The organism is Streptomyces canus (genome assembly GCF_030815415.1).
Classification (GTDB): domain Bacteria; phylum Actinomycetota; class Actinomycetes; order Streptomycetales; family Streptomycetaceae; genus Streptomyces; species Streptomyces canus_F.
The window spans coordinates 10219118-10245432 of sequence record NZ_JAUSWW010000001.1 but is presented as its reverse complement, the minus strand read 5'-3'; the positions used below and the strand labels follow the sequence as shown (position 1 = coordinate 10245432).

Here is a 26315-nt window from a genome sequence, read left to right as displayed (position 1 = left end):
CACCGCACCGTATGGCGACGTCGGTCGGCTACGGCCGAGGCCGGGTGAACAAGCCTGGTTCGTTCGGTCTCGGTCAGGATCCCGCGGCCGGCCAGCCGCTTGAGCTTGAGGCGAACGTTGTTCATGTTGTTGGGCGCGACCGCCAAGTCCATGGCCTCGCACACCTGCCGGGACCGCAGCGGGTGCGTCGGCCGCGGTGAACACCGCCATGATCTGCTGGTAGGCCGGATGCTCCGGCAGCTTCGGTGCCGGCGGCGCGGGCGGCCCCAGCAGCGTCTTGCGGGTGATCCGGACTTCCTCGGCGGCCCGGCCGGGTTCGTCGACCTGTGCGGTCAGCTGCGCGACCTGTTCCCGCATCGTCTCGGCCTGTGCGGTGATCTCGCGTTCCCGATCCCCCAGCCGCGCCAGCACCGCGCCGAGCGTCAGCTCCCCGCCGGTCATGCGGTGCGCCAGGCCGAAGTGGTCTCCCCGGTCAGCTGACGCAGTATCACCGCGGTCAACGCCCAGTACACCCGCGACTCCGAACTGCGGGGCAGATGCTCGTAGTAGGTTCCATTTCTTAGGCATTCGTAAGAGCGCGGTCCCCAGCGACGCTCTAATCCTGGCCTCAGGTTGGTCGGAGACAATGAGCGCCAAAAACATCGACTGGAAGGGGGCGGGCCGGCGTGCGGATCATGATCGCGGATGATGACGTGGCCATCCGTGAGTCGCTGGAGCGGGTGCTCCAGGTCGAGGGTTACGACACCAGCACCGTCACCAACGGTCTCGCCGTGCTCGACGGGGTCGGTGGGGCCAGCGGTGACACGCTGGATCTGCTGCTCCTCGACGTGATGATGCCCCGCCTCGGCGGGTTGGAGACCTGCCGGCGGTTGCGGGCCGCGGGTCGGGATCTGCCAGTGCTGATGCTGACCGCCCGTGACCAGGTCTCCGACCGGGTCGCGGGGCTGGACGCGGGCGCCGACGACTACCTGCCCAAGCCGTTCGCCACCGAGGAGTTGCTGGCCCGGGTGCGGGCCCTGCTGCGCCGGCGCACGCCGACCGACGAGGAGTCGCAGATCCTGTCGTTCGCCGACGTCCGGCTCGATCCCGACAGGTTCGAGGCGTGGCGGGGCGGACGGCCGCTGCGCCTGACCCGGACCGAGTTTTCCCTCCTGCAGGTCCTCATGGGCAACGCGACTCGGGTCTTGACCCGCGACGCGCTGTTCGAGGCGATCTGGGGCTTCGGCATGAGCTCCACCGCCAACAACCTCCAGGTATACGTGAGCTACCTGCGCCGCAAGATGGAGGCCGAGGGTGAGCCGCGGTTGATCTACACGCTGCGCGGCCTGGGATACACGTTGCGGGAGACTCCTCCGTGAGCAGGCCCGCCGGCCGGGAACCGCGCCGGCTGACCCGATGGTGGCGCCGGCGGTCCCTGCGGACCAGACTGACGGTGATCGCGGCGACGGCCATCGCGGTCAGCGTGTTCGTGGCCTTCCAGGTGGCCAGCGAGCTACTGGACTGGGAGCTGCGGGACACCGCCGAGAATCAGCTACGCGCCGACTCCCGCGTGCTGGCGACGAACGCGGAGCGCGCCGGTCTGGCGCAGGTTCAGCTACCGCCGTATCCCGGATCCGGTCGGCTGGTGCGGGTCATCCTGCCCGACGGCTCGATCCGGACGCCGGCCGGCCAACCCGCGCTGCCCCCGGTCAGCGAGCACGCCGGGCGCGTGGCGCAGGGCGCGTCGGCCGACCTGATGGAGTCGAACGACAGCGACGACGACGGCTACATCATCTACACGCTGAGGGCGGGCGACGGCGCGGTCCAGGTGGCCCGCGTCGTCGACGACAGCCCGATCAACCGGTTCGGGTTGGGCATGCTGCTGATCGGGCTGCTCTGCGTGGTCGGCGGCGCCCTTGTCGGGCGGACCGTGGCGCGGACCGGGCTGGCGCCGATCGACCGGCTGACCGCCGCCGCGGTACGTGTCGCGCACACCCGGGATCTCGACGCCGACATCCCGGATGAGGGCGGTGGGGAGATCCGGCGGCTGATCCAGTCGATCAACGACATGCTCGCCGCGCTGCGGGACTCCCGGCGGGCCCAGCGGCTGCTTGCCGAGGACGCTGCCCACGAGCTCAAGACCCCGCTCACCAGCCTGCGCCTCAACGTCGAGCTGCTGATCCGGCTCGATCGGCGCGGCACCCTGGACAGCGCACTGCCGGCGGAGAGCCGGACCCGGCTGCTCAACGATCTCGGCGCCGAGGTGGCCGAGTTGAGCACTCTTGCCGCCGAGCTGACCGACCTGGCGCGCGGTGACGTCAGCGACGAGAGCACCGAGGTGCTCGACCTCGCCGACGTGGTGGTGGCCGCCGCGACCCGGGCGCGTTCCCGCGTGCCCGACATCGAGGTCGCGCTCGACGTGACCTCTGTGTGGGTGAGCGGACGTCCCGCTGCGCTCGAGCGGGCGGTGCTCAACCTCATCGACAACGCCGGCAAGTGGTCCGCCGCGGGCCAGCCGGTCCAGGTCCGGCTCCGTGCCGAGGGCGCGTCGGCGGTGCTCGAGGTCGACGATGCCGGGCCGGGTATCGACGCCGCCGACGTACCGCGGGTGTTCGACCGGTTCTACCGTGCCGACAGTGCCCGGGCGTTGCCGGGATCCGGTCTGGGGCTGTCGATCGTGCAGCGGGTCGTCGACGCCCACGGCGGCCGGGCCACCGTCGCCCGCTCCGCTCGCGGTGGCGCGCTGCTTCGGGTCGACCTTCCGGCCGCGGCCCCGCCCGCCCCGATCGCGCGGCTCACCGCCGGGTAGGACACCGCGGTGCGCTGGCCCGCCCCGGCGGCGCGGCGCAGGACAAGGGACGGCGGCCCTCGGGCCTGGCCCCGCGCGGCTCATAGTCGGGGAAGGAAACCGCGATGCGCCGACCTCAGCCCCGGCGCGTGGCGCAGGACCAACGGGCGGCGACCGTCGGGCCCACGAAGAAATCCGGGACGGGGCTGGGTCCCCGTCCCGGATCTCGTCCGTGCCGCCGCGCTCACCGTTGCAGCGCGGGCTCCTCGTCGTCGGCGAGCGGCTGTTGACCGTCCGGCAGCTCCGCCGCTGGACGGGACAGCCGGCTCGGCCACCACATCCGCCGGCCGATCAGCAAGGTGAGGGCGGGCACCAGGACCGACCGCACCAGCAGGGCGTCGAGCAGCACGCCGAAGGCGACCAGGAACCCGACCTCGATCAGCATCACCAGCGGAAGTGTGGCGAGGACCGCGAACGTGGCCGCCAGGACCAGGCCTGCCGAGGTGATGACGCCACCGGTGGCCGAGAGGGCTTTGCGCATGCCCTCTCTGGTGCCGAGACGCACGGTCTCCTCCCGGGCCCGGCTGGCCAGGAAGATGTTGTAGTCGACGCCGAGCGCCACCAGGAACAGGAATGCCAGCAGCGGCACCGAATAGTCGATCCCCTTGAACCCGAGGATCGTGTCGAAGACGAACACGCTGCCGCCGAAGGCTGCGGCGAATGAGACGATCACGGTGGACATCAGGACCAGCGGGGCCAGGATCGCGCGCAGCAGCAGCCCGAGGACGATCAGGACGACGGCGAGCACCAGCGGGATCACCAGCTTCTCGTCGCGCTTGGTGGTCACCTCGGTGTCGAGGTTCTCCGCACTCGGCCCGCCGACGATCGCCTCCGCCCCACTCACCGCGTGCACGGCGGTGCGCACCCGCTTGATCGTGTCGTACTCTGCGACGGTGTCCGGCGCGTCCTTCGGGAACACGGAGATGTTGGCCCAGCTACCGCTGGTCTGCTCCGGGATGGCCAGGGCCACACCCCGAGTGTCCTTGACGATGTCGAGCACCCGCTCCTGGTGCGCCGGCCGCGTGAAGATCGTCATCGGCTGGCCGCCGAGCTCCGGGAAGTGCTGGCGGAGAACGGTGAAGCCGGTGACCGACTCCGGCGCGGACAGGAACTGGTCCTGCTCCCGCAGGGCGCCGGTGTTGCCCGCCAGCCCAAGGGCGAGCACGCCGAGGACTCCGAGCGAGCCGAGCGTCGCCACCCAACGGCGGCGGTTGATGGCGGTGCCGAGCCGTCCCCACAGCCCCGGCTTCGCCTCCACGGCCGTGCTGAACCGCGGGATGGCCGGCCAGAAGATCCGCCTGCCGAGCACCACGAGCACCGCCGGGAACAGCGTCAGCATGGCCACCAGCGCGCACAGGATGCCGGCCGCACCGATCGGGCCCAACCCGCTGGTGCTGTTCAGGTCCGCCACGAGCAGGCAGAGCAGGCCGGCGACCACGGTGGCCGCGGACGCGACGATGGCCGGCGCCGCGCCGCGTAGCGCGTGGACCATCGCCACCCGGACGTTCTCATGGTGGTGCAGTGCCTCCCGATATCGAGCGATGAGCAACAGCGCGTAGTCCGTGCCGACGCCGAATACCAGGATCGTCAGCAGGGCCGAGTTCTGGTCGTTGACCACGATGCCGAAGCCCTTGACGAGCAGGTAGACGGTCCCCATCGAGGTCAGTGCGGCCGCGCCAACGGCCACCAGTGGGATGATCCACAACACCGGGCTGCGATAGGTGAGGATCAGCAGGAGCGTGACGACGACGATGGTGGTGAGGAGGACCTGCACGTCGATGCCGTCGAAGACGGCATCCATGTCGCCGTCGATCGCGCCCGGGCCGGTCACGTCGAGTTCCAGGCCGGAGGGGCGGTCCTTCGCGGCGTCACGTAACGGGCCGACGATGTCCTCCGGTGCGCCGTAGGCCGTGCTCACCTCGAGGGTGAACATCATCGCCTTGCGGTCGGTGGAGGGGCTCGCCGGTGAGCCCTCGTCGTCCTCGCCGACCGCCGCCGTCGCCTTCGGCGGGTACCGCTTGGCAAGGGTGTTGTAGTGGCGCTCGACCGTCGCGCGGTCGGCCTCGGTCATGCGGCCGGCGCGGTGGTACACGAAGACGACCGTGTTGTCGTCACCGTCGGGGAGACTGTCGTCCAGTACCGCCACCTTGGTGGACTCGGCACTGGCCGGCAGGGTGTCTACGGCGCTGTCGGTGGTGACCGAGCTCAACTTTCCGCTCAGCGGCACCATGCCCGCCGCCAGCACCAGCCACAAGCCAATCACCAACCATGGCACCCACCGGCCTGCCAACCGACCGGCCGGCGCTTCCCCGGACGGCGCTGCGTTGACTGCCATCACTAGCCTCCTACATACGGGTTGCATCGCTCATCTGGATGCCTACTTCATACGGAGCGAACCTGAGACGACTGTTAATGCGGTGCTCAGGCCGGTTGGCCGAACCATGTGCCCAGCGCACGCACAGCGTGATGGCGTCGAGGTCCTGCTCGGTAGGCAAGGCCCAGGCGACACAGCCGTCGGGCCGGATGAGCAACGCGTCGACGTCCACCCGGTCCGTGCGGGCGGTGACGGTGTTGACCCAGCGCGCCGCGGGTCGGCATCGTGCCGGCCCCCGTCACCGGCGGCAAGGCGGTCTCGGTCTTCGCGGTCGGCAGGACCCCGGCCAACGGGCAGGCCTTCAACGAGGCTGCCTACACCGCCGGTCCGCTCACCGTCGCAGCCGGCAGCGTCGCCTCCACCGCCCGCGGGCAGCCTCCGTGTCCGCACCGCAGGCAACAGCAGGTTCCGAACCACTTCCGGCCCGTCGCCGACCTCAGCGGCTCAGCTCCCCGGTGCGCCCGGGCCGGTGTCGGGGCGTACTACAGTTCCGTCGGCCCAGCGGCGACGGCGGGTGCATGCTGGTTGTCGTACGAGTGGGCCAGGAGGGTACGCACATGCGGTGGTGGGCCGGAGCGTGGGTGGTCGCCGGAATGGTCGTCCTGGCGGCGTGCGGCGGGTCGACGAGTGGCGGGTCGGCGGCGGGCGGTCCGTCCGGAAACCGCTCGACCGGGCCATCAGCCAGCACACCGACACACACCTCCGGGCCTGCGACCACCGGGGCCTCGTCCCCGAGCCTGCCCGCGAGCCTGACCGGGGAAAGCCCCTCCGCGTCGGCCGCCACGCCCTCATCCGCGGCCAGAAGTTGTGCCGCCGGACGCGCCGAGGTGACCGTCGCTCCCGGTGACGCTCCCGTACAGGAGCTGTGCGTGCGGCCGGGAACCGTGGTGTCCGTCGTGCTCGAGCCCCGGATGGACGACAAGAGGTGGACGGCCGTGAGGAGTTCGGCACCGGTCTTCGTCCTGGCGTCCGGATGGAAGGTCGACGCGGACGGTACCGGCCACGCCTCGCTGCGGTGCGCAGGCACCCGGGGCGGTACGGCCGAGGTCACCGCGAAGGCGAAGGCACCGGACGTGGCCGGTGCGGCGCGGGTCGCCTTCACCCTGCAGGTGAACGTGGTGCCGTACACGCCGCAGGGGTGACCCCGGAACCCGGGATCACCCCTGCGACGTCGCTGCGTCAGTCGCAGTCCCGCACCTTGATCGAGTAGATGCCGCGGCCGTGTGTGGCCGCGTACAGGGTGCTGCCGTCGGGGCTCAGCTTCAGCTGGAGCACGGCGACGGCCGGGAGGTCGCCGACGCGCTGCCACGTGGTGCGGCCCGGCGCCCGGTAGACGACACCGAGGTCGGTAGCGACGGCGAGGCCGCCGTTCGGCGTGACGACCGCCGAATTGGTGGGCACGTCGGGAAGGTTCTTCGAGATGTCGGTCCAGGTGATGCCGCCGTCCTTGGACTCGAAGACATGGCCGACGCCGGCGCCAGGCCCTTCGGTCCAGTGCCGGGAGAAGCCGTTGACCGCGAGGTAGACGTGGTCGGCGTTCTTGGGGTCAACGGCGAAGCCGCTGAGGTAGCGGTTGGGCACGGTCCCGTCCGCACCCGTCGTGGGCAGGGTGATGTCGTGCCAGCCGGTGCCGTCCGCGTGGCCGACGGAGATGCCGCGGGCAAAGCCCTGGTTGTTGCAGGGGCCACACCAGGCCGCGTAGACCTTGCCGCCGAGGGCCGCGACGGCGGTCGCGGTGCGGCCGGCGCCGAGGTCGTACGCGCTCTTCCACTCGTCGCCGCTGCGGATGGCGTAGCCATGGGTCTGCACCCAGACGTGCCGACCGCCCGCGACCCAGGTCTCGGGGTTCTTCGCGTCGGCCGCGAGCGGGGCGATGAAGCGGGCCTCGCCGGTGGCGTTGTCGGCCGGGGCGACGTTGTACGACGTAGCCTTGCTGGAGTCGTCGATCCAACTGCCGTCGTTGACGGCGCAGTTCTGGGTCACCTGAATGGCGAGGTAGACGTACTCCTCGGCAATGTTGCACCCGTTGGCCGGGTCGGTGAGGGTGTCGCCGCCGTCGCCACCGAAGTTGGAGCCCATCACCTTGTCGTTGCTGCGCAGGACGGACTGACCGTTGTCCTGCAGACCGCCGGTCACCGAGACCCCGCCGTAGTCCAGGTCCTTGCCGACGCCGACCGAGTAATACTGCAGGGTGTCAATGCTGCCGTCGTTCAGCGAGGTCCAGTCAGTGGCGTGCCCGGAGGCGTCCTGGGAACCGGCCACCGGGCGTTTGTAGACGCCGCCGTCGTTGCCGACGTAGACGAAGCTCTTGCCGTGGTAGCGCCCGATCGCGACGCCATGCTGGTCTGGGTGGGTGGTCTGGTTGCAGTCGCCGGTCTGCTTGGCCGGGTCGATGCTCCAGCAGGAGAAGCCGAAGTTCCAGTACGGGCCGACCGCCGACCAGGTGGCGCCGCCGTCCTTGCTCTCGTGGACCTCCTCCAGGCCGGCGTAGACGTGCTGCGCGTCGGCCGGGTCGACGGTGAGGAACTGGTTGTACCAGGCCTGCACGCCCGGCATGTAGCCGCTGGAGGTCAGCGCCGAGCCGTCGACGGCCAGCGCCTGGTAGTCGGCGATCTTCGTCCAAGGGCCGGTGGGAGAACCGGACTTGGAGACGAAGATGCCCTCCAGAGCGCTGTCCGGGTTGGTGTTCAGCTGCTCGGGCGACTGGTCGATGGCATAGTAGCGGGAGCCGTCGGCGGAGCGGGCGAAGGTGACGTTGCCGACGCCGTCCGGGTCGGTCGGCAGGTCGCCCAGGCCGCTCGTGATCCGCGTCCAGGCGCCGTCCGCGCCCCTGGTGTAGAAGCCGTTGTAGTCGTCACCGCTGCGCCAGCCGACCGCGAGGACCACCTTGGACGGGTCCTTGGCGTCGATCGCGATGTCGTTGGCGATGTTCTTGTACGCGGCCGAGTCGTCGTCCGCCTTCGAACCGCCCGGCAGATAGTCGGGGTTGGGCGCGAACTCCAGCTTCCAGGCGCCCTTCAGCGTCTTGGTGGAGTGGCTCCACACGCCCTCGCTGGTCGCCGCCCACACCTTGGCGCCCCCAAAGCGCAGCTGGTGGACAGTGGTGGACTCCAGCTCGTCGCCGCCGACCCGGCTGCGGGCGGAGAAGGTGCCGTGGTGCGGGTGGGACAGGACGTAGACGCCGCTGCCGAGGTAGGCGTCGGCGTTGGTCGTCGCCTCGCCGGTGCCCAGCCACAGCCGTCCGCCGCCGTCGAGCGCGAGCGCGCCGGTGGACTGCGCCGGCAGCCGGTCGCTGATCGGCTGCCAGTGTCCGCCGCCCTTCTGGGAGCGCCACACGCCGCCGCCCGCGCTGCCCGCGTACACGTACCCGTCGTCATCGGCGGCCATCGCCGCCATCCGGCCGGTCACATTGCCCGATCCGCCACTGGAGTTGGAGTCGATGTCCCGGTAGCGCGGGTCGTCGGAGTTGTACGGCAGGTCGGTGACGTGGCGCCAACTGCCGCCTGACCTCGGCAGGTTGGTCAGGTCGTCCCAGGCGGCACCGTACGCGCCCGGTGCGACGATGCCGGGCGAGGTGCGGGCCTCGGCGTACTGGTCCGCACCCTCGGCTATCTCGTCGGCCTCGTTGCCGTCGTCACCGTCCTCGCCCTTCAGGCTGGGACTCATGGCACCCACCGACTGCTCCCGCTCAGCGGCGAGTCGGTCCAGGGCGCGGACCCCGAAGGGGCCATTGTTCTGGCCGGACGCGGCGCTTGCGGGTATCGCGACGAGTGCGGCGGATGCGGTGATGGCGCAGGTCGCGAGCCATCGTCTTCTACGAGTTGGAGCTGACACAGGTCCTCCGAAAACGGGTGGTCGTACAGCCGTCGTGGAAGACCTGACCACCGGCGGGAGGAGGCGTCCGGCACTTGGACAGTCTTTGACCAGAACCTGCCATCGCGATGTGATGCCGGAAACCGCCCCGCTCAGTACGCGCCGGCGTCGGACTCCCGCGGTCCGGGCCGGACGCCCCGTTCGCGCTCACCGTGACCCACGTTCTGACCTCAACACTCGGCAGTGCTGACGAGCTGACACCGCGGCTGTCATGTCATGACCGGGTCAGGAAGAGGCACTTACCCCGCTCTCAGGCCTCCAGACTGCGCAGTACGGCGGCCCGATCGGTGTCACCGAACAGTTCGGACAGCACTTCGGCCGCGGCAGGCCCCTCGGGAGGGATCCCGCCTTTTCTGACCTCCGCGACGGTCTGCACGATCTGCCGGGCCCACCAGATGGATGCCCCGGCGGGACGACCCCGCCCCGGTACGGGCGTGTTGAGCTCCATCCATGTGCGCAACCGGGCGCGGAACCCGTGGTCCCGCACCAATTCGGCCAGTTCGATCCAGGCGTCGACCTGCTCGGGTGTGGGATCGTCGGGGAGTTCGATGCTGAAGGTACGCATGCGGTCGCGCAGGCCCGGGTCGTCGAGGCCGCCGAACACCTCCTCCTTGAACTCGTCGATGATCTGCTCACGTTCGGCGGCGGAAAGCCGCGCCAACCGGTTCATCAGTGCTGTCTCCTCAACGGTCGAACCCCGTTTCGCCACGGTGGACAGGACGGCCCGGCTCACCTTGAGGGAGCGGATCTGCGCGTCGAGCGCGGCCACATGCGCGTCGGCGACCTCGGCGACCGTGGTGCGGCCGCTCAGGACGCGGCACACGTCGTCGAGTCCCAGGCCCAACGCCCGCAGAGTGCGAACCAGTTCGACGCGGGCCACGGACTCGGCGTCGTACAACCGGTAGCCGCCCGCGGAGCGGCCCACAGGCGGCACCGCTCCCTCGTCCGACCAGAAGCGCAGGGTGCCCACCGAAAGTCCGGTGCGGTGCGCGAGCCGGCCAATGGTGAGCACGTCGGGGCGTTCGTCGTCCATGCGTCAGATCCTGAACCCTCCGGCGGGTACAGACTCAAGCGCCTCAGTGCGAGGGCGGCCGTCGGGGGTGCGAAGGCGGCAGGGAGACGCGGGCCGTGACCGGTCCCCCGTCCTGGCCACGGCCCCGCTGGTGTGGTGGTTGGCCATCGGCGGATCAGCAGCAGCCGCCCACGACGGACGGCTCCTGCGCGCCGACTTCTACGGCCGCGTCGGCCGGACCGGTGGTGCAGCAGGTGCTGCCCTCGCGTGGACCGAGGGATTTCCAGTCGTGGTGGCGGGCGTACGCGCCGGCGACGGTGGAGGGTCAGTGACCGGCGCCAGCCTTGACCGCTTTCGTGGAGAAGTAGCCGGAGAGCCAGCCAGCGGTGGCCTCCGAGTGGTGCGGCGCCTCGGCGAAGCCGGTGATGGCGAAGCCCGCCGCGATCTGCCCTCCGAGCTGCTCGGTGAGCGTGTGGCTGTACTCGACCGGCGCGTCGAGGCCCCACAACCGTTCCCGCTCGGCGGGCTCCAGGTGAGAGAGGTCGCTGTAAGGCAGGCGGTGACGCACCACCAGCTCGCCGCGCGCCTCCAACGACTCGGCGTCGAAGAGGTAGACGTCTGGGTTGAGGAAGCCGGACAACAGCGTCCCCCCGGGGCGCAGCACGCGGTGGCACTCGCGCCAGACCGGCGCCAGCTCCGGGATGAACAGGTTGGAGACCGGGTGGACGACAAGGTCGAACGAGGCGTCCGGGAACGGGCTCAGGTCCCGCGCGTCGCCAAGCACGGTGCGCAAGTCGAGCCCCTCCCGCGCCGCGACCATCTCGTCCTGCGCCAGCTGGCGGGGCGAGTTGTCGAAGACGGTCACCCGCGCGCCCGCCGCGGCCAGCACTGGACCCTGCTGCCCGCCGCCGGAGGCGAGGCAGAGCACGTCGCGACCGGCGATCTGCGGCGGGAACCAGGCCGGGTCGACCGGCTCGTATCCGATCAGGACGATGGACCACTGGCCGGCCCGCGCCTTCGCGATCACCTCCGGGCCGACAGGGCGAGACCACTCGTTGCCCTCCTCCACCTCGCGGTCCCAGGCGAGGCGGTTGTGCGCGACGGGGTCGAGGGGAGGCTGACTCATACGCCGTAGCCTAGTTGTATGAGGCTAGGACATCGGTGACGCCTTCCTGCGGCCGAACGGCCGGTGGCGCTGGCCTCCAGCTGAGCCGCGGGGTCGGTGGTAGTTGTAGTGGATGTTCCAGACGCCGAGGGCTTCGCGGCGTTGGTCTTCGGATGGTGAGCAACATTGGCTGGTGCGGGCAGGTCCAGCTCGTATCCGGGGCCAACCACTCCTTAGCTTGAGTTTTAACCTTGGTAACTATGGTTCGGCGCCGACCAGGCCCATATGAGGTGAACTCTGCAGTTCGCATGGCATGTATTCCATCCGCGTCGGACTCGGGAAGCCCGCCTCGCCAGCGCGCGACCGTCTGGACGGGCCCTGGACGGCGCTATCCAACGCTCGGCCTGTCGCTGTGCAACGCGGATAATCGGGCACCAAGTCTTCACGAGGCCGGACGACACCTTGGGGGTACAAGGCATGCCTACGCCTGAGCAGATCTGGGCGGACGCCGATCTGCCCACCCGTCGGCTCGCCGGGCTGGCTCTCAACCCGTCCGTGCCGGAGAGCATCCTCCTGCGGCTGCTCTCTGACGCTCCGCTTGCCGCACGGATGGTGCTGTGCCGGGACCGGATCCTGCCCGACGCCGTCGTCGACGCGGTGATCGAGCACCCCGACACCTACACCCGCAGCTTCTTCGCCCGCAACCCCCATGTCGATCCGGCCCAGCGAGTTCGACTGCTGGATGATCCCGAGTGGTTCGTCCGCGCCCACCTGGCCGAGGGACCGCGGGTGGCCGCCCCCGCCCGGCCCTGGCCCCTGCCCGACGAGGCCGTCGTCCACATGATCAGCACGTACGACGACGAACTTCTGGGCGGTTCCTTCTACCAGCAGATCTCCACTGGGCTACGCCGATCCATGCCTACCCATCCGATCGCGAAGGTCCGCCGCTGGGGGGTCGGCGGGTGGGCATCACTGCCCGCGGACGTGCGGGCCGCCCTCCTCACAGACCCCGACGGCGAGGTCCGGGAGACGGCTCAGCGGCATGCGCGCTGTCAGGATCCGGCGTGGGTGGAGAGCGCGCTCCCTGACCGACCGTGCCACGCCCGCACCGACCTGCTGCTCCACCGCGCCCTCAGCAGAGCTGTGGTGGACGGCGTCCTCGCCAGGCCCGTCGGCAAGGAGGACAAGGCGATGATCGCCGTCAACCCCACCCTTCCTCCCGACGCAGTGGTCCTCCTGGCCGCCGACTCGGATCCGGAGATACGGGGCCGGATCGCGCAACGCGCAGACCTCGGACCCGCCGAGTGCCGCGCACTCGTCGCCGATCCGGACCCGGACGTGCGCACGCAGGTCGCGTACCGCGCGGACCTGGGACCGGCCGAGCTCCGTACGCTCATGACGGACCCCCACCCCGACGTCCGGCTGGCCGTGTCCCTCCACCCCGCACTGAGTGAGGACGAACGGGCCCAGATCGACTACCAGGTCCCCATGGACCATCCCTTCGTCTTCCACCCTGCGCCCGAGGTGCCCCGGGATCGCAAGACCGTCCGCCGAAACGCACTCTCCAACCACCCACTGCTGCGCCGACAGGCAGCCAGGGACCACCTGCTGCCACCGGACCTCGTCGCACGCCTGGCCGCCGACGACGACCTCGGCGTACGCGTCCTGCTGGCCCAAAACCATCCAGACGCCCCCGCACCACTTCTGGTGCGCAGCTTCCTCGAGTACACCGGCCCCGAGCGCAGCCACCTCACCACCCGGCCGAACTTCCCGACCAACGGACTGGCCGCCTTCGCCGACCACGAGGACCCTGAGGTCCGGGCCTTGGCCGCACGCGACCCCGAAACTGAGCCGACAGCCGTGGAGCGGCTCACCCAGGACCCGGAATATGCCGTGAGGGCTGCGGCGACGCGCCACCCGAATCTTCCGCAGTCCCGGCTGGCGGTACTCCTCGACGACGAGGAGTTGGCCCACGATGCGGCTGCGAACGCGGCGCTTGACTTGGACACGATCCGCCGACTGTTGAAGACGGACGGCCGACAGGTAAGGCCGCCGGCGTAGAGGAAGCTCCGGCTCCTGCGCTCCGCGAAGAACGAGGTGTGAAACACCGACGCAACGAGGCTTCACTCCGCCGGTGTGCCGAAACTGCATGCCGCTCATGGAGAGCCGCGATCGCAGGCGCTGCCCACGTGGGAGTGTCGATGGTTTCGTGGCAGGCGACGCCGCCAAGAAGGTTAAAACTCAAGCTGACCACCGCGGCGCCCTGGTCGACACTCGACAGGCTTGCCCAGCTACGCGGGCGGCGCGCTGACCAGGGTGGTCGGGGAGATGAGCAGGCTGGTCAGCTGTTGGGGGCCGACTGAAGAGGGCTTTGAGCGGGCCCGGCAACTGGCGAGGCAAGTGCCCACATCGGTGCGGAGTGGAACGAGCACACGCCGGCGCGGACCACCGTCCGCAACGGGCATCGCGAGAAGGTGCTGACCACGCTGGCCGGCGGCCTGGACCTGGAGATTCCCAAGGTCCGCACCGGCAGCTTCTTCCCGTCGCTACTGGAGCGACGGCGCCGCATCGACCAGGCCCTCTACGCCGTCATCATGGAGGCATACGTGCACGGCGTCTCCACCCGCAGTGTCGATGACCTGGTCAAAGCACTCGGCGGGGACAGCGGGATCTCCAAGTCGGAGGTCTCGCGGATCTGCGCGGCGCTGAACGAGCCGTTGACCGCGTTCCGCACCCGCCCGCTGGATCATGTCCGCTTTCCCTACGTCTATCTGGACGCGACCTGCTGCAAGGCGCGGGTGAACCACCAGATCGTCTCGCGGGCCGTCGTGGTCGCCACCGGCATCACCGAGGACGGCAACCGCGAGGTCCTGGGGCATGGGGGAGGTCGGTGACAGCGAGAGCGAGGCGTTCTGAAAGGAGTTCCTGCGCTCCCTGCGTGAACGCGGCTTGTCCGGGGTCCGCCTGGTCGTCACCGACCAGCACGCCGGGCTGGTCGCCGCGGTCCGCAAGGTCATGCCCACCGCCGGCCTCGTGCGCACCCAGCTGGACACCGTCGCCGACATGCTCGGCGCCCAGTTCCCCAAGGTCAAAGCCATGTTGCTGGAGGCGAAGGAGGATCTGACCGCGTTTGCGGACTTCCCGCCGCGGCACTGGAAAAAGATCCAGTCGACGAACCCGTTAGAACGGGTGAACCGGGAGATCAAGCGCAGGATCGACGTCGACGTCGTCCAGGTCTTCCCCAACGACGACGCCCTCATCCGGCTGGTCACCGCCGTGCTCTTCGAGATGCATGACGAATGGATCGCCTTTCCCCGCCGCTACCTTCCCGAAGGCAGCATGGGCGAGATCTACCGCGAGCTCCCCGAAAGCGCCCCGGCGCTACCCAACGCTCCAAACGCGCCCGCCAGTTGATCCCCAACACCACGCCGCGGGACACGACCGGCCTCTGGCCCTCAACTTGCTGTCCACCGCGCTGCGCCTGCAGCAGCTCATGGGGTCCAGATCGGGTCGTCTGGAGCAGGTCGCCCGGAGAAACGCTGAAGCGGAGCTCCTGCAGGCGAGAGTCGGCGGCGCGCAGTGACGATGAAGTTGTTTGGGTGCAGATCTTCCGAGGGTGCCTCGTTGGGGTGATTCGCAGAGGTTCGGGATGTAGCTGGTCGTGCCGACTCCTACCGTCGCCGGGGTCGAGCCCGCCGTGAGGCGTGCGGGTGCTGAGCGAGGGTGGGTGTGATGTGCCGTCGTTGATGGAGGCGTTGGAGGCCAGGCGGGCTGAGGTGCTGGGCGAGGCCGAGCGGCTGCGTGAGCAGATCGCCGGTCTGTCCGAAGAGTTGTCGCGGGCCGAGGAGCGGCTGGCGCGGTTGCAGATCGCGCGCGAGACGGTGGAGGAGGTGCTGGCCGCGCCGTCTTCGCCGGTGCCGGACGCGGAAGCCGCGGGTGGGGGTGCGGACGCCGCGGGTGGGGGTGCCGGCGGGGTAGCTGTGGCGTTGGTGAAGGCCGAGGCAGGGCTCGACGTGACGGTGATGTCGCCGGAGTACCAGGGGATCATCGCTTTGTTCGCGACCTCGGGGGCGGCGATGCGCTGCAAAGAGGTCTGCCAGCACCTGGGTCTGGGGACCGAGCCGCGGCATGTCGAGGGGATGCGCTCGAAGCTGAAGAGGCTCGTGGAGCGCGGGATCCTGGCGGAGCCTTCGTCCGGGCTGTTCAAGGTCGACGGCAGGAAGCAGGGATGGTGAGCGTGGTGGGGCCGGCCCAGGCTTCGCTCGCAGAGTGTGAGGACGCCTTCGCCGCCTCGGCGAGTCTGTTCGCCGCGGCGTGCGCGGAGCTGGCGGCCCCTCAGGCGGCGGTGATGACACATGCACAGTTGGAGGATCTGCTGGGTGCGCGGATGCGCGAGGTCACCCGGCAGTTGTTCCAGGACCACCTGACCCTGCGGGCCAGGGACGAGGTGCGCCGTGAGGAGGTCGTGGACGCCGCCGGTGTCGGACGCTCAAGGATCGAGCGGGGTCGGCACCGGATTCTGGCCACGGTGTTCGGCAAGGTCACCGTGGTCCGGATCGCCTACCGCGGCGCGGGCGTGGCGGACCTACACCCGGCCGACGCGTTACTGAACCTTCCAGACGCAATGCACTCGCACGGGCTGGCCAGGCTCGCCGCGATCGAGTCCGCCCGCGGCAGTTTCGCCGACGCCTGCGAGCGGATCAACGCCGTCACCGGCTCCGGAATCGGGCACCGGCAGGTCCAGGAACTCGCCGTCGGCGCCGCAGTCGACATCGACGCGTTCTACGACGCCGTCGTGCCGGCTCCCTGCACCGACACCACGCCGCTGATCTTGTCGGTCGACGGCAAGGGCGTGGTGATAAGACCCGAAGCACTGCGTGAGGACACCGCGAAGGCTGCAGCCGCCAAGGGAGGCAACGCGATGAAGACCCGGCTGGCGTCCGGGGAGAAACACGGCAGGAAACGGATGGCCACCCTGGGAGCCGTCTACGATGCCGAGCCCGCGCCGCGCACGGTGGACGACATCTTCGCCGACCCCGACCGGCAAGACGACGCCGGCCACGGCGCGGCGCCCGAGCGCCGCCAGGGGCCGAAGGCCCGGTCGAAGTGGTTGTGCGGTTCGGTGACCGACACCGCCGTGCAGGTGGTGTCGGCCGTGTTTGACCAGGCGGAGCACCGCGACCCCGGCCACCGCCGTTGCTGGGTCGTCCTGGTCGACGGGGCCCGCCATCAGATCGACCTCATCAAGGCCGAAGCGCGGCAGCGCGGCGTGGACGTCCACATCATCGTCGACCTGATCCACGTGCTCGAATATCTGTGGCGAGCGGCCTGGTGCCTGCACGACAGCGGCGATGCCTCCGCCGAGAGCTGGGTCGCCCGTCACGCCCGCGTTCTGTTGGGCGGCGGCGTGCAGCAGACCGTCGCCGCACTCGAGGAAGCCGCCCGCGCCGCCGGACTGCGTGGCGCCCAGCGCAAGGGCATCGACGAGGCCGTGAACTACCTATCCGGCAAGGCCGAGCACCTGCGCTACGACACCGCCCTTGAACGCGGCTGGCCGATCGCCACCGGAATCATCGAGGGAGCATGCCGGCACCTGGTCAAAGACCGCCTGGACATCACCGGTGAACCTTCCCCTTGATCGTGGACACCTGGAGACTGGGACGTGAGTTCCAGAGGAAGTAGTGCCAGGTGGGAAGTAAGAGCAACCGCAGCAGGCGGTACACGGAGGAGTTCAAACGGGACGCAGTCGCTCTCGTGCGTTCCTCCGGGAAGACCGTCACCGAGGTGGCCCGGCAGCTCGGGGTCAGCGCCGAGGGCCTGCGGAACTGGGTCAAGCAGGATGAGATCGACCGCGGGCAGGGGGCGCCGGGAGAGCTGACGACGGCCGAGCGTGAAGAGCTGCGCCGGTTGCGGAGGCTGGCCGCCGAGCAGGCGGAGACGATTGAGGTGCTGCGAAAAGCGGCGGTCTTCTTCGCGAAGGAGAGCGATCGATGAGCCAGGTGTACGCGTTCATCGAGGCGGAGAAGACCACCCACCATGTTGCTCTGCTGTGCCGGCTGCTGAAGGTGGCCCGCTCCTCCTTCTACGCATGGCTGGCCGGTGAGAAGACCAGGCGGGCGAAGCAGGCCGCGGACGATGTCCTGGCGCACGAGATCACCGTGCTGCACCTCGCCTCCCGCGGCGCCTACGGAGTGCCGCGCATCCACGCCGGACTGCGCCGGCTCGGACACCGCGTGAACCGCAAACGGATCGAGCGCGTCATGCGTGAACGCGGCATCAGCGGCGTCACACGGCGCAGGCGAAAGGGTCTGACCCGCCCGGCCAAAAGGGCGGTGCCCGCCCCGGATCTGATCGCCCGCGACTTCACCGCACCGGCGCCCGGGGTGAAGCTCGTCGGCGACATCACCTACATCCCCACCGACGAGGGCTGGCTGTATCTGGCGACCTGGCTGGACCTCGCAACCCGCGAGATCGTCGGCTACTCGATGGCCGACCACCACCGCGCATCCTTGGTCGTGGACGCACTGGGCATGGCTGCCGGACGTGGCCGGCTCCAGCCCGGCTGCATCGTGCATTCGGACCGCGGCAGTGAATACACCTCGGACGAACTACGGTGTGAAATACGCCAGTTGGGACTACGGCAGAGCATGGGCCGCACCGGCTCATGCTTCGACAACGCCGCCGCCGAGTCGTTCTTCGCTCTACTGAAGGCGGAGCTCGGAACCCGCCGCTGGCCCGACCGTGCCAGCGCCCGCGCGGACATCTTCGCTTTCGTCGAGACCTTCTACAACCGGCAGCGCCTGCGCCGCCATCCGCTCTGGGGCTACCTCACTCCGCTGGAGACCCGGCAGCGTCTGGAACAACAACACGCCCTCGTGGCGTAAGCATCGAGTGTCCAAGATCACGGGGAAGCTTCAGCACTGTGTTGCGGATTTCCGCGGCGGCGTCGATGCCGTTGATCCCCGGCATGCGGATATCGAGTACGGCCACCTCGGGACGATGGCGCCGGACTAGTTCCACGGCGTCGTGCCCGTCGACGGCCTCGGCGACGACTTCGATATCCGGATCCGTGGCAAGTACGGCGCGCACCCCTGCCCGGATCATCGGCTCGTCATCGGCGATCAGCACCCGGATCATCGAACGCTCACGGGGTGATCGTATCCAGGGACACCAGGGTGTCCTTCCGGAAACAGAGCTGATAGGCGTCGCCGGACCGGTCGTCGAACCGGTCGGCCGTCAACGCGTAGTACTCGCACGTTATGCCGTCTCCCGTCGCCTCGGCAGTCAGCGGTCGATAGTTCGTCTGCCGGTCCGGCAGGAAACGCTGCACCTCGGAACGATCTTGCCCCACATGCAGGCGGGAGTAGTCACGTGGGTCCAGGACCGACTGCGACGCCGACAGCATCTCCCATCCCATGAGAGCTCCGCTCAGCAAAGCTCCTGTCACGAGGGGCACCATGACGGCGGCGACCAGGGCCCGGCCGACCCGGCGCCGAGCGCGGCGATGTTCCTGCGGCAACTCGTCACCGCGAGAGGCTGCGGGCGCGAGCGGCGGCGAGGGGGTGTGCGGGATACGCGCGACGACTGCGTAGCCTCCGTCGTTTGGGCCGTGGCCGAATGAACCGCCGGTCAACCGCATACGTTCTTCGAGACCGATAAGGCCACGCCCTCCACTCCCAAGCCGCGGCCGCTGGTCGGCCGGAGACGATGGCGGGCCGTTCTCCACCACGACTTTTGTTTCTGCTGTCGTATGCGTCACGTGGACAGTCGCGGTCGCGCCGGACGCGTGCTTGGCAACGTTGGTCAGAGCTTCCTGCACGACCCGGTGAGCCGCCCGTTTGGCCATGGGCGGCACCTCGTCCGCCTCGCCGTCGATGCGCAACTCCACCGTGAGGCCAGCCGCGGAAGCCTCGGAAGTCAAACTCGTGAGGCTGGAGTTGTCGGGGTCCATCGGCGTTGTGTCGGTCTCCTCACGCAGGACACCGATCACCTCGCCGAGACGCTCCACCGCGGCCGCGGCTCTGGCTCGGATGTCCCCTGCAGCCTTTTGGTGGTGTTCTTCAAGGTCCGGCGCGAGTTTGAGTGCGCCGGCCGACAGGGCGATCAGGCTGAGGTCATGTCCGAGTACGTCATGCATGTCCTGGGCGATACGTGCCCGCTCGCGCAGCCGAGCTTGATCAGCGATCAGCTGCTGCTCGCGTTGCAGCTGATCGGCGCGCTCCCACCCGGCCCGGACAAGCTGCTGATACTGGCACCAGAACCGGCCCGCGAACCAGGGCAGCATCGTGGCGGCAACCACCACTGTCACAAAGCGGCCGGCAAGGGGGAGCCAAGCAGGAACGACGGACAAGGCCACCACGCTGGCCGCGAGTATCGCGACCAGGGCGAGCGCTGTCGGCGCCGTCCGTCCCGGCCGTCGTCCTGCCAGGAACGCGGCGATGGCAGTCGGAACAGCCCACCACAGGTTCATCACGCTCAGACCGGCAGCCAACGCGGTAGTCGCTGTAAAAATGGTCCCAGGACCAAGTGCCCGCCGTAAAACAGCGGTTCCGGTCGCAGTCCCAACGTTGATCCTTGTGCTGTTCACGAAGGTGACGGTACGGACATCGGGCGCCGTCCGACCACTGCCGAAAGTCCAATCTGCGCCGGTGACCGGCGAGCACTGGGTGGCGAAGCGTCCCCACCTCGTGCAGGCGACGTGAATCCCTCGTTTCAGCGATCCCGCTACACCTGTTGCAATCACTACAGTGTGAGCCGTACCGCTGAGCTGAGCGAACGCTCCTTGTGTACGCCAATGCCACACGGTTAGCCCCAGAGAAACCGCTGTGCCAGTGGTGCATGGCCCCGGTCGAGGAGAAGTGGGGTCCGGGCGTGGGTTACGTCAGCACGCGCGGCTGACCCGCCCGCCGGTCCCGCCGGCGTCAGTTCTCTGAGGGGATGCGGGCCGCGATCTCCCGCGCCGCCTCCGGCGATACCGGGCCTCCCTCCTGCGCGACGGTCAGCAGCAGCCGGAGCACGTCCTGGGCCTCTTCCAAGGTGAGCAAGGCCAGCCGTTCCGCGGCGCCCTCGAGGGGTGCGAAGTCGATCTCGTCGAGATCGAGGTGGTCGTAGCCGTCCATGTCCGGCGCAACGTGATCCGCGGCTGCCGGGTCACGGGAAGCGGGGCCCCCGCCCCGGCTCGTGGGTCACGGGGCGGGAGCCGAACGCCCATTTCCCTCCGCACGGCCGGACAAGGTGCCCATCAGGCGCTGCGTGGCCGGCGTGCCGTCGTCTTCTTCGCCGCTGTCTTCTTCGTGGTCTTCTTCGCGACGGTCTTCTTCGCCGGCTGCTTCTTCGCGGTCTTCTGCTTCGGCATCTCATGGACGTCGTCGTCCTCACCACGGGAGGCCTTGGCCTGCTGGACGGACGCGGTCAGAGCGGCCATGAGATCGAGGACCTTGCCCGGCTGCTCCGGCTCCGGGACATCGGGAAGAGGCTTCTCCTCCCGTTTCGCCTCGATGATCTCCGCCAGGGCGTCGGTATAGGTGTCCGTGAGCTCAGGGCCCTCGAGGTCCTCCCGACTCATGCGGTCGATGAGGGCGAGCGCCCCCTCGATCTCCTCCTGTGACACCGCCTCGTGTGGCGGGTCGACGGCAGCCGGATCGCGGACCTCGTCCGGCCAGCGCATCGCATGCAGAACGATCGCCTCGTCACGCACCCGCAGCAGTCCCAGGCGTCCCCGGCCCGACCAGGCGTACTTGGCGATCGCCACCTTCGACGACCTGCCCAGCGCCTGCAGGAGCAGCCTGTACGGCTTCGCCGCCACGTACGGGCTTATCTAGATCTCGCTCCGGTATTTGCAGGTCAGCAGGGTGTCGTGTGGTGATGGACACGAGGTGTGGAAGGTCAACCTGGAGCGTCAACTCTGCGTCGGGGTGCATTGGTTGTGGCAGTGGCCCCGCCGGAGGCGGGGCCACTGCGTTGATCTGTGAGGTGAGGCTGCGGTCCGTGCCGAAGCGTCAGTGGCGCCGCTCCTCGTAGCGCCAGAGGACATGAACGACACGGACCAACCCGACGACTCCGGCGACGACGCCTGCGACTGCCGGAGGCAGGTTCAAGGCAAAGATCATGGCTGCGAATACGAGGCCGCCCAGAAAGCATGCGCTGACCACGGTGAAACCGATCTCAACCGTGGTCTCATCTCGCTCCGCCTTGGTGCGTCGTCGCGTTGTCATGCTCGAAGGATCACATTCAGATCGCGCGAAGGACAAGCTGCGAGATGCAGGACAGGTCGATCACCCCGGCCTTGCGTCGCCGACCGGTGCGGGGGGGCTTCAGCCCTGCCTCGCGCAGGTCCAGACGCGTATCGGCCCAGGGATCGCCGCCATTGTCCGTCGCCACGCTGACCTGCCGTGGTCGGACTGGTGGTCGGGGCTGTGGTCAGGGCGTGTCACCGGAGTAGTAGAAGCGGCAGCTCACACCCGGGCCCGCTGAGCGGGGCTCGCCGGGGCGCGGGTCGTACAGCGACCGCCCGCCGGGGAACTGCCCGAGTTCGGTGGGCAGGGTCGCGCCGTCGTCGATCTCTTCCGGCCGCCAGCCCGTGATGTCGAGCAGCGACCCGTCCAGCGGCCCCGCCTATCAGCGCGGAGTAGGTCCGGTGCGGGAGCGGGCCGGGGTGGGGGTCTCGTGGTCGTGGCCTTCTCTGAACTACAAGCACGCGGCTGAGGGCCCGATCGGCAGTTGGCTGCCCGGATCAGGGATTCGTGCCTTCGTGTCCTGTCTCTGTGAAATTGAGGCAGTCCCGGTCGCCGTGAGGCATCTGGTCGCAGGTCTCGCTCAACCTCGGGCATCTGATGCGGTGTCTCCGTCATTCCGAGGTACCAGCCGTCCCTGCCACTTACCGTCGTTATACCTGGTCAGCGCCGAGTGAGGGTAGCTGGTGGAGGAGGAGGAATCCTGGGCCGATGTCCGGGGCGAACTGTGCAGTGGGCCGCTTGAGGCAATGTGGCCAACCCGGTTCGAGTCAGCGGGCAAGTACGCGCATTCCCGTCGTATCGGGGGCCGCGGAATTTCTCTGGCTGGTACTGGGCTGCGACCAGTACCAGGCGGGTGGGTTACGAGCCGTGGGTGGAACGGAGCCACCTGATGTGGCTGGATGCCGAGCCGGAGGTGTGCGGGCTGGCTTCGCAGCCGTTCCGGTAGCAGCTGAGCGATCGAAATCCCTTCGGCGAGACGACTCGCCCCGCCGAGTGGCTCCACGAACTGCACCCGCAGCTCAGCGGAGATGAACTCGACCCCTTGCGCGATCTCCACGGAGTGACAGCACGGGTGTTCATTGCAGCAGGTTGTGCCAGGACTGCGACCGCAGCGGTGGCGCACTGCCATCGTCCGTGATGACTCCGGCGGCTGCGGCATCGAACCCGGCGGGCCAGATCGTAGCGGCATCAGCGACAGCCCCCGACAGGCTGGCGCGTGATGCTTCGGTGCCGGTCAGGTCGGCGCCACGCAGGTCGGCTTGATCGAGTCGCGTGCCGTTGAGGTCTGCCCCGGTGAGTTCGGCGCCAGTCAGGTCCGTTGCCCTCAGGTCGGCCCCTTCAAGACGGGTGTGCCACAAAATCGCGGACCGCAGGTCGGCCTGGTGCAGTTGGGCGTCGCGAAGGAAAGCCCCAGCCAGCCATACGCTGGTCAGATCGGCGCCTCGCAGGTCTGCGCTCTCCAGATTCACATCCGAGAGGTCGCTGTAGTGCAAGTCGGCACCAACGAGGTTGGCGAAGGCCAGCCTCGCCCCGCGCAGATCGGTCCGGTCCAGTTCCAGCACGTGATGGTACGGCGCCCGCGCCCGACGGCCGAGAACTGTCATAGCGGCTTGACGGTCAGCGGAGCGGACTGGCAAAGGGTCGTCACCGCTGCGAGCAAGGACCAGTTCACGCTTGTGAGCCGCGTCCCGCGGCACCGGACGCTCAGCGAGCGGATCGGCAGGACCATTGCGCTTGACGAACGCGCATAGCACCTCCGCAATTGTCACGCGGTCGTACTGCGAGTCGTCAGCGATGCGTTCCAAGGCGAAGATCGCGCCGAAGCGTACTTCTGGGCTGGTACTGCCGAGCTGCTCCACAGCTGCCGTGAAACGCTGGGTGATCTGGCCCTGGCTGCTGACCTGGAGCTGCCGCCAGGTGAAGAACGCGCCAACCAGCAAGGCAACACCGGCCAGGCCCTGCAGCAGCGTGGTGCGGATGTCGTTGATTGCCTTCGCTCGTTCCGACGCAGGGGTGGCCGGGGCGTCCCAGCTCAGCAGGTACCGGGGAGCCACCACGGTGACGAGGGTGACCAGGAGCAGGCTGCCGCACACCACGATCACACTGATCGCCCGCGACCGGCCGGTGAGACGCCTACCTTGACGCTCCTGCTCGCGCACGGGATGCCCGGGCAGGGCCCGCTGATGTCTCGTTGGCCTAGTCATCCCCCACCGCTTCCACCTCGACCGCCGACGATGGAGGAAGGATGCGCCGCTGCATTCCGCCTCAAACGCGCCGGGTGACGTGCGGCGGGGCCGAGATTGTCCGCGTACAAGTGAACGTGGCCCTGACACGAAAAGAACCTGCGGTTGAGCTCGGTGGTCAGGCCGTGGCGACGGGTTCGAAGCGGATGGTCAGGCCGAGAGTGTTGGCTTCCTTCAGCATGCGGCGCATGGCGCGTGCTGGATCGCGGCGGGTGAAATAGTCCGCGCCCAGTTCGAGGTAGGGGACGTGGTCGTGGAGCACGTGCCAGACAGCGATGGCGATCTTGTGCATGACCGCGACCAGTGCCCGTTTGCCACCTCGCCGTGCCGAGATCCGGCGGAAGAACACGGCGAGATAGGTGTCCCTGCTTCTGATGGCGGCCAGCGCGGCGACTCCGAGCACGCGTTTGAGATTGGTGTTGCCGTGCCGGGTCCGGCCGGACTTGTTCACCCCTGCCGACTCGTTCTGCCCCGGGCAGACCCCGATCCAGGAGGCGAGGTGATGGGCCGTGGCGAACTGGCTCATGTCTCCGCCGGTTTCGGCGAAGACGATCTCTGCCGCCATGCGCCCGATGCCGGGAACAGTGTCCAGGAGGTCCAGGTCGTGCTCGTGCTCGCTAAGCAGGGTGGCGATACGGGTGTCGAAGACAGCGACCGTCTCCTTGAACCGGTCCGCCTCGTCCAGGTAGTGCTGGACCATGAAGGCGTGGTGGTCGGTGAAGTCGCCGTCCAGTGCCTCGATCAGGGCGGGGATCTTGGCACGGGCCTTGCCGACGGCAAGATCCGCAAGGCGTTCACGGTCGCGTTCACCGGCGACCAGGGCTGCCAGGATCGTCCGTCCGGTCTTCCCGGCCACATCGGTCAGCACGGAGGTGAGCTTCATCCCGGTGTCCTCCAGCTCCTTCTCCAGCCGCTGGATCTCCCGACCCGCAGAACGCAGGAGTTCGGTGCGGCGCCGGGTCAGGTCACGCAGTTCCCGCACCATGCGGCCGGGGACGAAGGACGCCATCACCATTCCCGACGCGCCGGCCCGGGCCAGGAACGCGGCGTCGCTCGGATCGCTCTTGCGGCCCCTGATCCCCTTCAGGTGAGAGGGATTGACCAGCATCAGGTTCAGCTGCGGCTGTAGCAGGTAGTAGACCCCGCGCCAGTAGTCGGCCGTTGCTTCCATGACCACCACGTCGACCTGGCGTTCCACCAGCCAGGCCAGGAGCCGACGTAGTTCGGACCGGGTGGTGCCGAACCGTTCGGTCTCCAGGCTCCATGTTCCCGCCCGAGTCGTACTGGGCGTTCGCACGCAGGCGAGCAGGAACCGCTTGCCCAGGTCCACTCCCGCGGACCGCAGATGGATGACCTCGTCCTTCACGTCCTGCCGACTCATCGCCCGCTCCTGAACACCCGTAGCGAAAACCTGGCGGGAACCCCGGAGGGATCAGGGAAAGAAGCGGAATCTGACACGCGTGCTCCCGGCAGCGGATCACTGCCTTGGCAACAAACCGTGGTCCCCAGCGCGACCCCCATTGCCATCCTGGACAAACGAGCTCACCGGCATCGCAGAGCCATCGGCGTGACCGGGGCACCCACCCCATTTTCTCTCACCCGAGGTGATCAGCGCAGCCATCCCCGTTCCTGGCAAGATTTTCGGACGCTGTTGGCGATCTTTGGTGAGGTTGGTCAACTGCCGCGTTGTGCGGTGCTGTTCTGGCAGAGCCGTTGAAACGGGGTGAGGGGCCGCGCGGCTCTGGGGGGTGCAGTTCCGGGTGGAAAGTATCCGCTGAGTCGGACGACGTTGGCCCCGGCGGCGGTGAGGACGTGTTGCACGTGCACTACGCCAGCCCTCGGTAGCGGCATTGGCGCAGGCCATGGGCGTGGACGGTCTCGGAGACGGTGGCCTCGCAGCCTGCGCGCATCGCGTAGCGGGCCCGCCAGGCAAGAGTTTCCTGTTCGATGCGTGCACGGTTCTGGATCTCCTGCAGCGGGCGAGTCATCAGGATAAAGTGGCGTCCTCGCCCGTCGGCATAGCCGGTGCAGGACTGTCGATCTGAGGTTCCCCCGTCGTGCGGGAACCGCTGATCAGCTGGTCAGCAGGGGTTGACGGGTGTTCAGATTCGTTGGTTCGGCCGTCGCCTGCTCGGCGTTGAGGAAGCCGAGCCGCTCCTGGATGCGGCGGGAGTTATAGAAGCCGTCGATGTACTCGAAGAGCGCGAGATTCGCCTCGGCCCTCGTGGTGAAAGTGCGGCCACGGAGACCCTCGTTTTTTGATGAGCATCCAGAGGTTCGCCGCGAGGGCGTTATCGTACGAGTCCCCGACGGAGCCCATGGATGCCTCAACTCCCGCTCGCATCAGCCGAGTTGTGAGCTTGATGGACGTGTACTGACAGCCGTGGTCGGCGTGATGGATGAGCTTGCCCGGCTCGACCTCGCGGGACGCGAGCGCGTACTCCAGCGTGGTCAGGACCAGGTCGGCGTCCGCGCGGTCGGAGGTCTCCCACGCGACCACCCGGCGGGAGAAGGCGTCCCTGATCGCGGAGAGCCACAACGGTCCCTCGCCGGTGGAGACCATCGTGAGGTCGGTGACCCACAACCGGTTCGGCGCCGGTGCGGTGAAGTCCCGGTTGGGTGCAGATCCAATGAGGGTGCTGTCGA

Annotated in this window: 21 protein-coding genes and 7 pseudogenes; 10 read left to right on the top strand and 18 right to left on the bottom strand. The window is 68.8% G+C overall.

Annotated elements, in window-relative coordinates; all coding sequences use genetic code 11:
- Window positions 1–123: 123 nt before the first annotated feature.
- The 3 genes from QF037_RS47970 to QF037_RS47960 all read left to right on the top strand — a co-directional run bounded on the left by QF037_RS47970 (window position 124) and on the right by QF037_RS47960 (window position 2788).
- Window positions 124–480, top strand: coding sequence for a hypothetical protein (locus QF037_RS47970; protein ID WP_307036546.1), 357 nt, complete (start codon window positions 124–126; stop codon window positions 478–480).
- A gap of 185 nt (window positions 481–665) precedes the next feature.
- The gene (locus QF037_RS47965) at window positions 666–1358 is read left to right on the top strand and encodes a response regulator transcription factor (RefSeq protein WP_307036544.1); all 693 of its coding nucleotides are present in this window, start codon (window positions 666–668) and stop codon (window positions 1356–1358) included.
- Complete coding sequence (locus tag QF037_RS47960; RefSeq protein WP_307036542.1) at window positions 1355–2788, top strand: HAMP domain-containing sensor histidine kinase; 1434 nt, start codon at window positions 1355–1357, stop codon at window positions 2786–2788. The genes QF037_RS47965 and QF037_RS47960 overlap by 4 nt, the downstream gene beginning before the upstream one ends.
- Before the next feature lie 223 nt (window positions 2789–3011).
- Here QF037_RS47960 and QF037_RS47955 read toward each other — a convergent pair whose 3' ends face one another.
- Both QF037_RS47955 and QF037_RS51265 read right to left on the bottom strand, forming a co-directional pair.
- Window positions 3012–5162 carry an MMPL family transporter gene (locus tag QF037_RS47955; RefSeq protein ID WP_307036541.1) on the bottom strand — a complete coding sequence of 717 codons (2151 nt, stop codon included), beginning with the start codon at window positions 5160–5162 and terminating at the stop codon, window positions 3012–3014.
- A 10-nt stretch (window positions 5163–5172) separates the two neighbouring features.
- Window positions 5173–5406: pseudogene (locus tag QF037_RS51265) on the bottom strand (aromatic-ring hydroxylase C-terminal domain-containing protein); the annotation flags it as partial.
- A 664-nt stretch (window positions 5407–6070) separates the two neighbouring features.
- Between QF037_RS51265 and QF037_RS47950 the strand changes: the two are divergent.
- Window positions 6071–6343 carry an acetyl-CoA synthetase gene (locus QF037_RS47950; RefSeq protein ID WP_307036539.1) on the top strand — a complete coding sequence of 91 codons (273 nt, stop codon included), beginning with the start codon at window positions 6071–6073 and terminating at the stop codon, window positions 6341–6343.
- 37 nt (window positions 6344–6380) lie between these two features.
- On the opposite strand, the gene QF037_RS47945 is transcribed toward QF037_RS47950, so the two are convergent.
- The 4 genes and pseudogenes from QF037_RS47945 to QF037_RS51260 all read right to left on the bottom strand — a co-directional run.
- A complete protein-coding gene (locus QF037_RS47945) occupies window positions 6381–9035 on the bottom strand; it encodes a WD40/YVTN/BNR-like repeat-containing protein (RefSeq protein ID WP_307036537.1) in 2655 nt (884 codons plus the stop codon).
- A 289-nt stretch (window positions 9036–9324) separates the two neighbouring features.
- Window positions 9325–10107 carry a helix-turn-helix domain-containing protein gene (locus QF037_RS47940; protein WP_307036535.1) on the bottom strand — a complete coding sequence of 261 codons (783 nt, stop codon included), beginning with the start codon at window positions 10105–10107 and terminating at the stop codon, window positions 9325–9327.
- 304 nt (window positions 10108–10411) lie between these two features.
- Window positions 10412–11212: a class I SAM-dependent methyltransferase gene (locus QF037_RS47935; protein WP_307036533.1), complete on the bottom strand. Its 801-nt coding sequence runs from the start codon at window positions 11210–11212 to the stop codon at window positions 10412–10414.
- Window positions 11213–11222: 10 nt separating this feature from the next.
- A pseudogene (locus QF037_RS51260) lies at window positions 11223–11365 on the bottom strand (IS481 family transposase); the annotation flags it as partial.
- A 303-nt stretch (window positions 11366–11668) separates the two neighbouring features.
- Here QF037_RS51260 and QF037_RS47930 point away from each other — a divergent pair.
- The 6 genes and pseudogenes from QF037_RS47930 (at window position 11669) to QF037_RS47905 (ending at window position 18075) form a co-directional block, all read left to right on the top strand.
- The gene (locus tag QF037_RS47930; protein ID WP_307036531.1) at window positions 11669–13252 is read left to right on the top strand and encodes a hypothetical protein; all 1584 of its coding nucleotides are present in this window, start codon (window positions 11669–11671) and stop codon (window positions 13250–13252) included.
- A 332-nt stretch (window positions 13253–13584) separates the two neighbouring features.
- Window positions 13585–14605 (top strand): annotated as a pseudogene (locus QF037_RS47925) (IS256 family transposase); the annotation flags it as partial.
- A gap of 320 nt (window positions 14606–14925) precedes the next feature.
- The gene (locus QF037_RS47920; protein ID WP_307031197.1) at window positions 14926–15426 is read left to right on the top strand and encodes a hypothetical protein; all 501 of its coding nucleotides are present in this window, start codon (window positions 14926–14928) and stop codon (window positions 15424–15426) included.
- Complete coding sequence (locus tag QF037_RS47915; protein WP_307036530.1) at window positions 15420–16829, top strand: ISKra4 family transposase; 1410 nt, start codon at window positions 15420–15422, stop codon at window positions 16827–16829. The genes QF037_RS47920 and QF037_RS47915 overlap by 7 nt, the downstream gene beginning before the upstream one ends.
- Window positions 16830–16879: 50 nt before the next feature.
- Window positions 16880–17185, top strand: a complete 306-nt coding sequence (locus QF037_RS47910; RefSeq protein ID WP_075033595.1) for a transposase — start codon at window positions 16880–16882, stop codon at window positions 17183–17185.
- Window positions 17182–18075, top strand: a complete 894-nt coding sequence (locus tag QF037_RS47905; RefSeq protein ID WP_307027911.1) for an IS3 family transposase — start codon at window positions 17182–17184, stop codon at window positions 18073–18075. The genes QF037_RS47910 and QF037_RS47905 overlap by 4 nt, the downstream gene beginning before the upstream one ends.
- Before the next feature lie 34 nt (window positions 18076–18109).
- On the opposite strand, the pseudogene QF037_RS47900 reads toward QF037_RS47905, so the two are convergent.
- The 12 genes and pseudogenes from QF037_RS47900 to QF037_RS47850 form a co-directional block, all read right to left on the bottom strand.
- Window positions 18110–18328 (bottom strand): annotated as a pseudogene (locus QF037_RS47900) (response regulator transcription factor); the annotation flags it as partial.
- Between the two features lie 7 nt (window positions 18329–18335).
- The gene (locus tag QF037_RS47895; RefSeq protein WP_307037781.1) at window positions 18336–19661 is read right to left on the bottom strand and encodes a sensor histidine kinase; all 1326 of its coding nucleotides are present in this window, start codon (window positions 19659–19661) and stop codon (window positions 18336–18338) included.
- A gap of 451 nt (window positions 19662–20112) precedes the next feature.
- On the bottom strand, window positions 20113–20310 hold the full coding sequence (locus tag QF037_RS47890) for a DUF6417 family protein (RefSeq protein ID WP_307036528.1): 198 nt from the start codon (window positions 20308–20310) through the stop codon (window positions 20113–20115).
- A 122-nt stretch (window positions 20311–20432) separates the two neighbouring features.
- Complete coding sequence (locus QF037_RS47885; RefSeq protein WP_307036526.1) at window positions 20433–20996, bottom strand: Ku protein; 564 nt, start codon at window positions 20994–20996, stop codon at window positions 20433–20435.
- A 193-nt stretch (window positions 20997–21189) separates the two neighbouring features.
- Window positions 21190–21405, bottom strand: coding sequence for a DUF6332 family protein (locus tag QF037_RS47880; RefSeq protein WP_307036524.1), 216 nt, complete (start codon window positions 21403–21405; stop codon window positions 21190–21192).
- A gap of 16 nt (window positions 21406–21421) precedes the next feature.
- The gene (locus QF037_RS47875) at window positions 21422–21571 is read right to left on the bottom strand and encodes a hypothetical protein (RefSeq protein WP_307036522.1); all 150 of its coding nucleotides are present in this window, start codon (window positions 21569–21571) and stop codon (window positions 21422–21424) included.
- Between the two features lie 39 nt (window positions 21572–21610).
- A pseudogene (locus QF037_RS47870) lies at window positions 21611–21887 on the bottom strand (hypothetical protein).
- A 615-nt stretch (window positions 21888–22502) separates the two neighbouring features.
- Window positions 22503–23585: a pentapeptide repeat-containing protein gene (locus QF037_RS47865; RefSeq protein ID WP_307036520.1), complete on the bottom strand. Its 1083-nt coding sequence runs from the start codon at window positions 23583–23585 to the stop codon at window positions 22503–22505.
- A gap of 202 nt (window positions 23586–23787) precedes the next feature.
- Window positions 23788–25050, bottom strand: a complete 1263-nt coding sequence (locus QF037_RS47860) for an IS110 family transposase (RefSeq protein ID WP_307020561.1) — start codon at window positions 25048–25050, stop codon at window positions 23788–23790.
- 445 nt (window positions 25051–25495) lie between these two features.
- Window positions 25496–25696, bottom strand: a pseudogene (locus QF037_RS47855) (transposase); the annotation flags it as partial.
- 46 nt (window positions 25697–25742) lie between these two features.
- Window positions 25743–26000, bottom strand: a complete 258-nt coding sequence (locus QF037_RS51255) for an IS3 family transposase (protein WP_373463915.1) — start codon at window positions 25998–26000, stop codon at window positions 25743–25745.
- Window positions 25984–26301 (bottom strand): annotated as a pseudogene (locus tag QF037_RS47850) (transposase); the annotation flags it as partial. The gene QF037_RS51255 and the pseudogene QF037_RS47850, both read right to left, overlap by 17 nt.
- Window positions 26302–26315 lie beyond the last annotated feature (14 nt).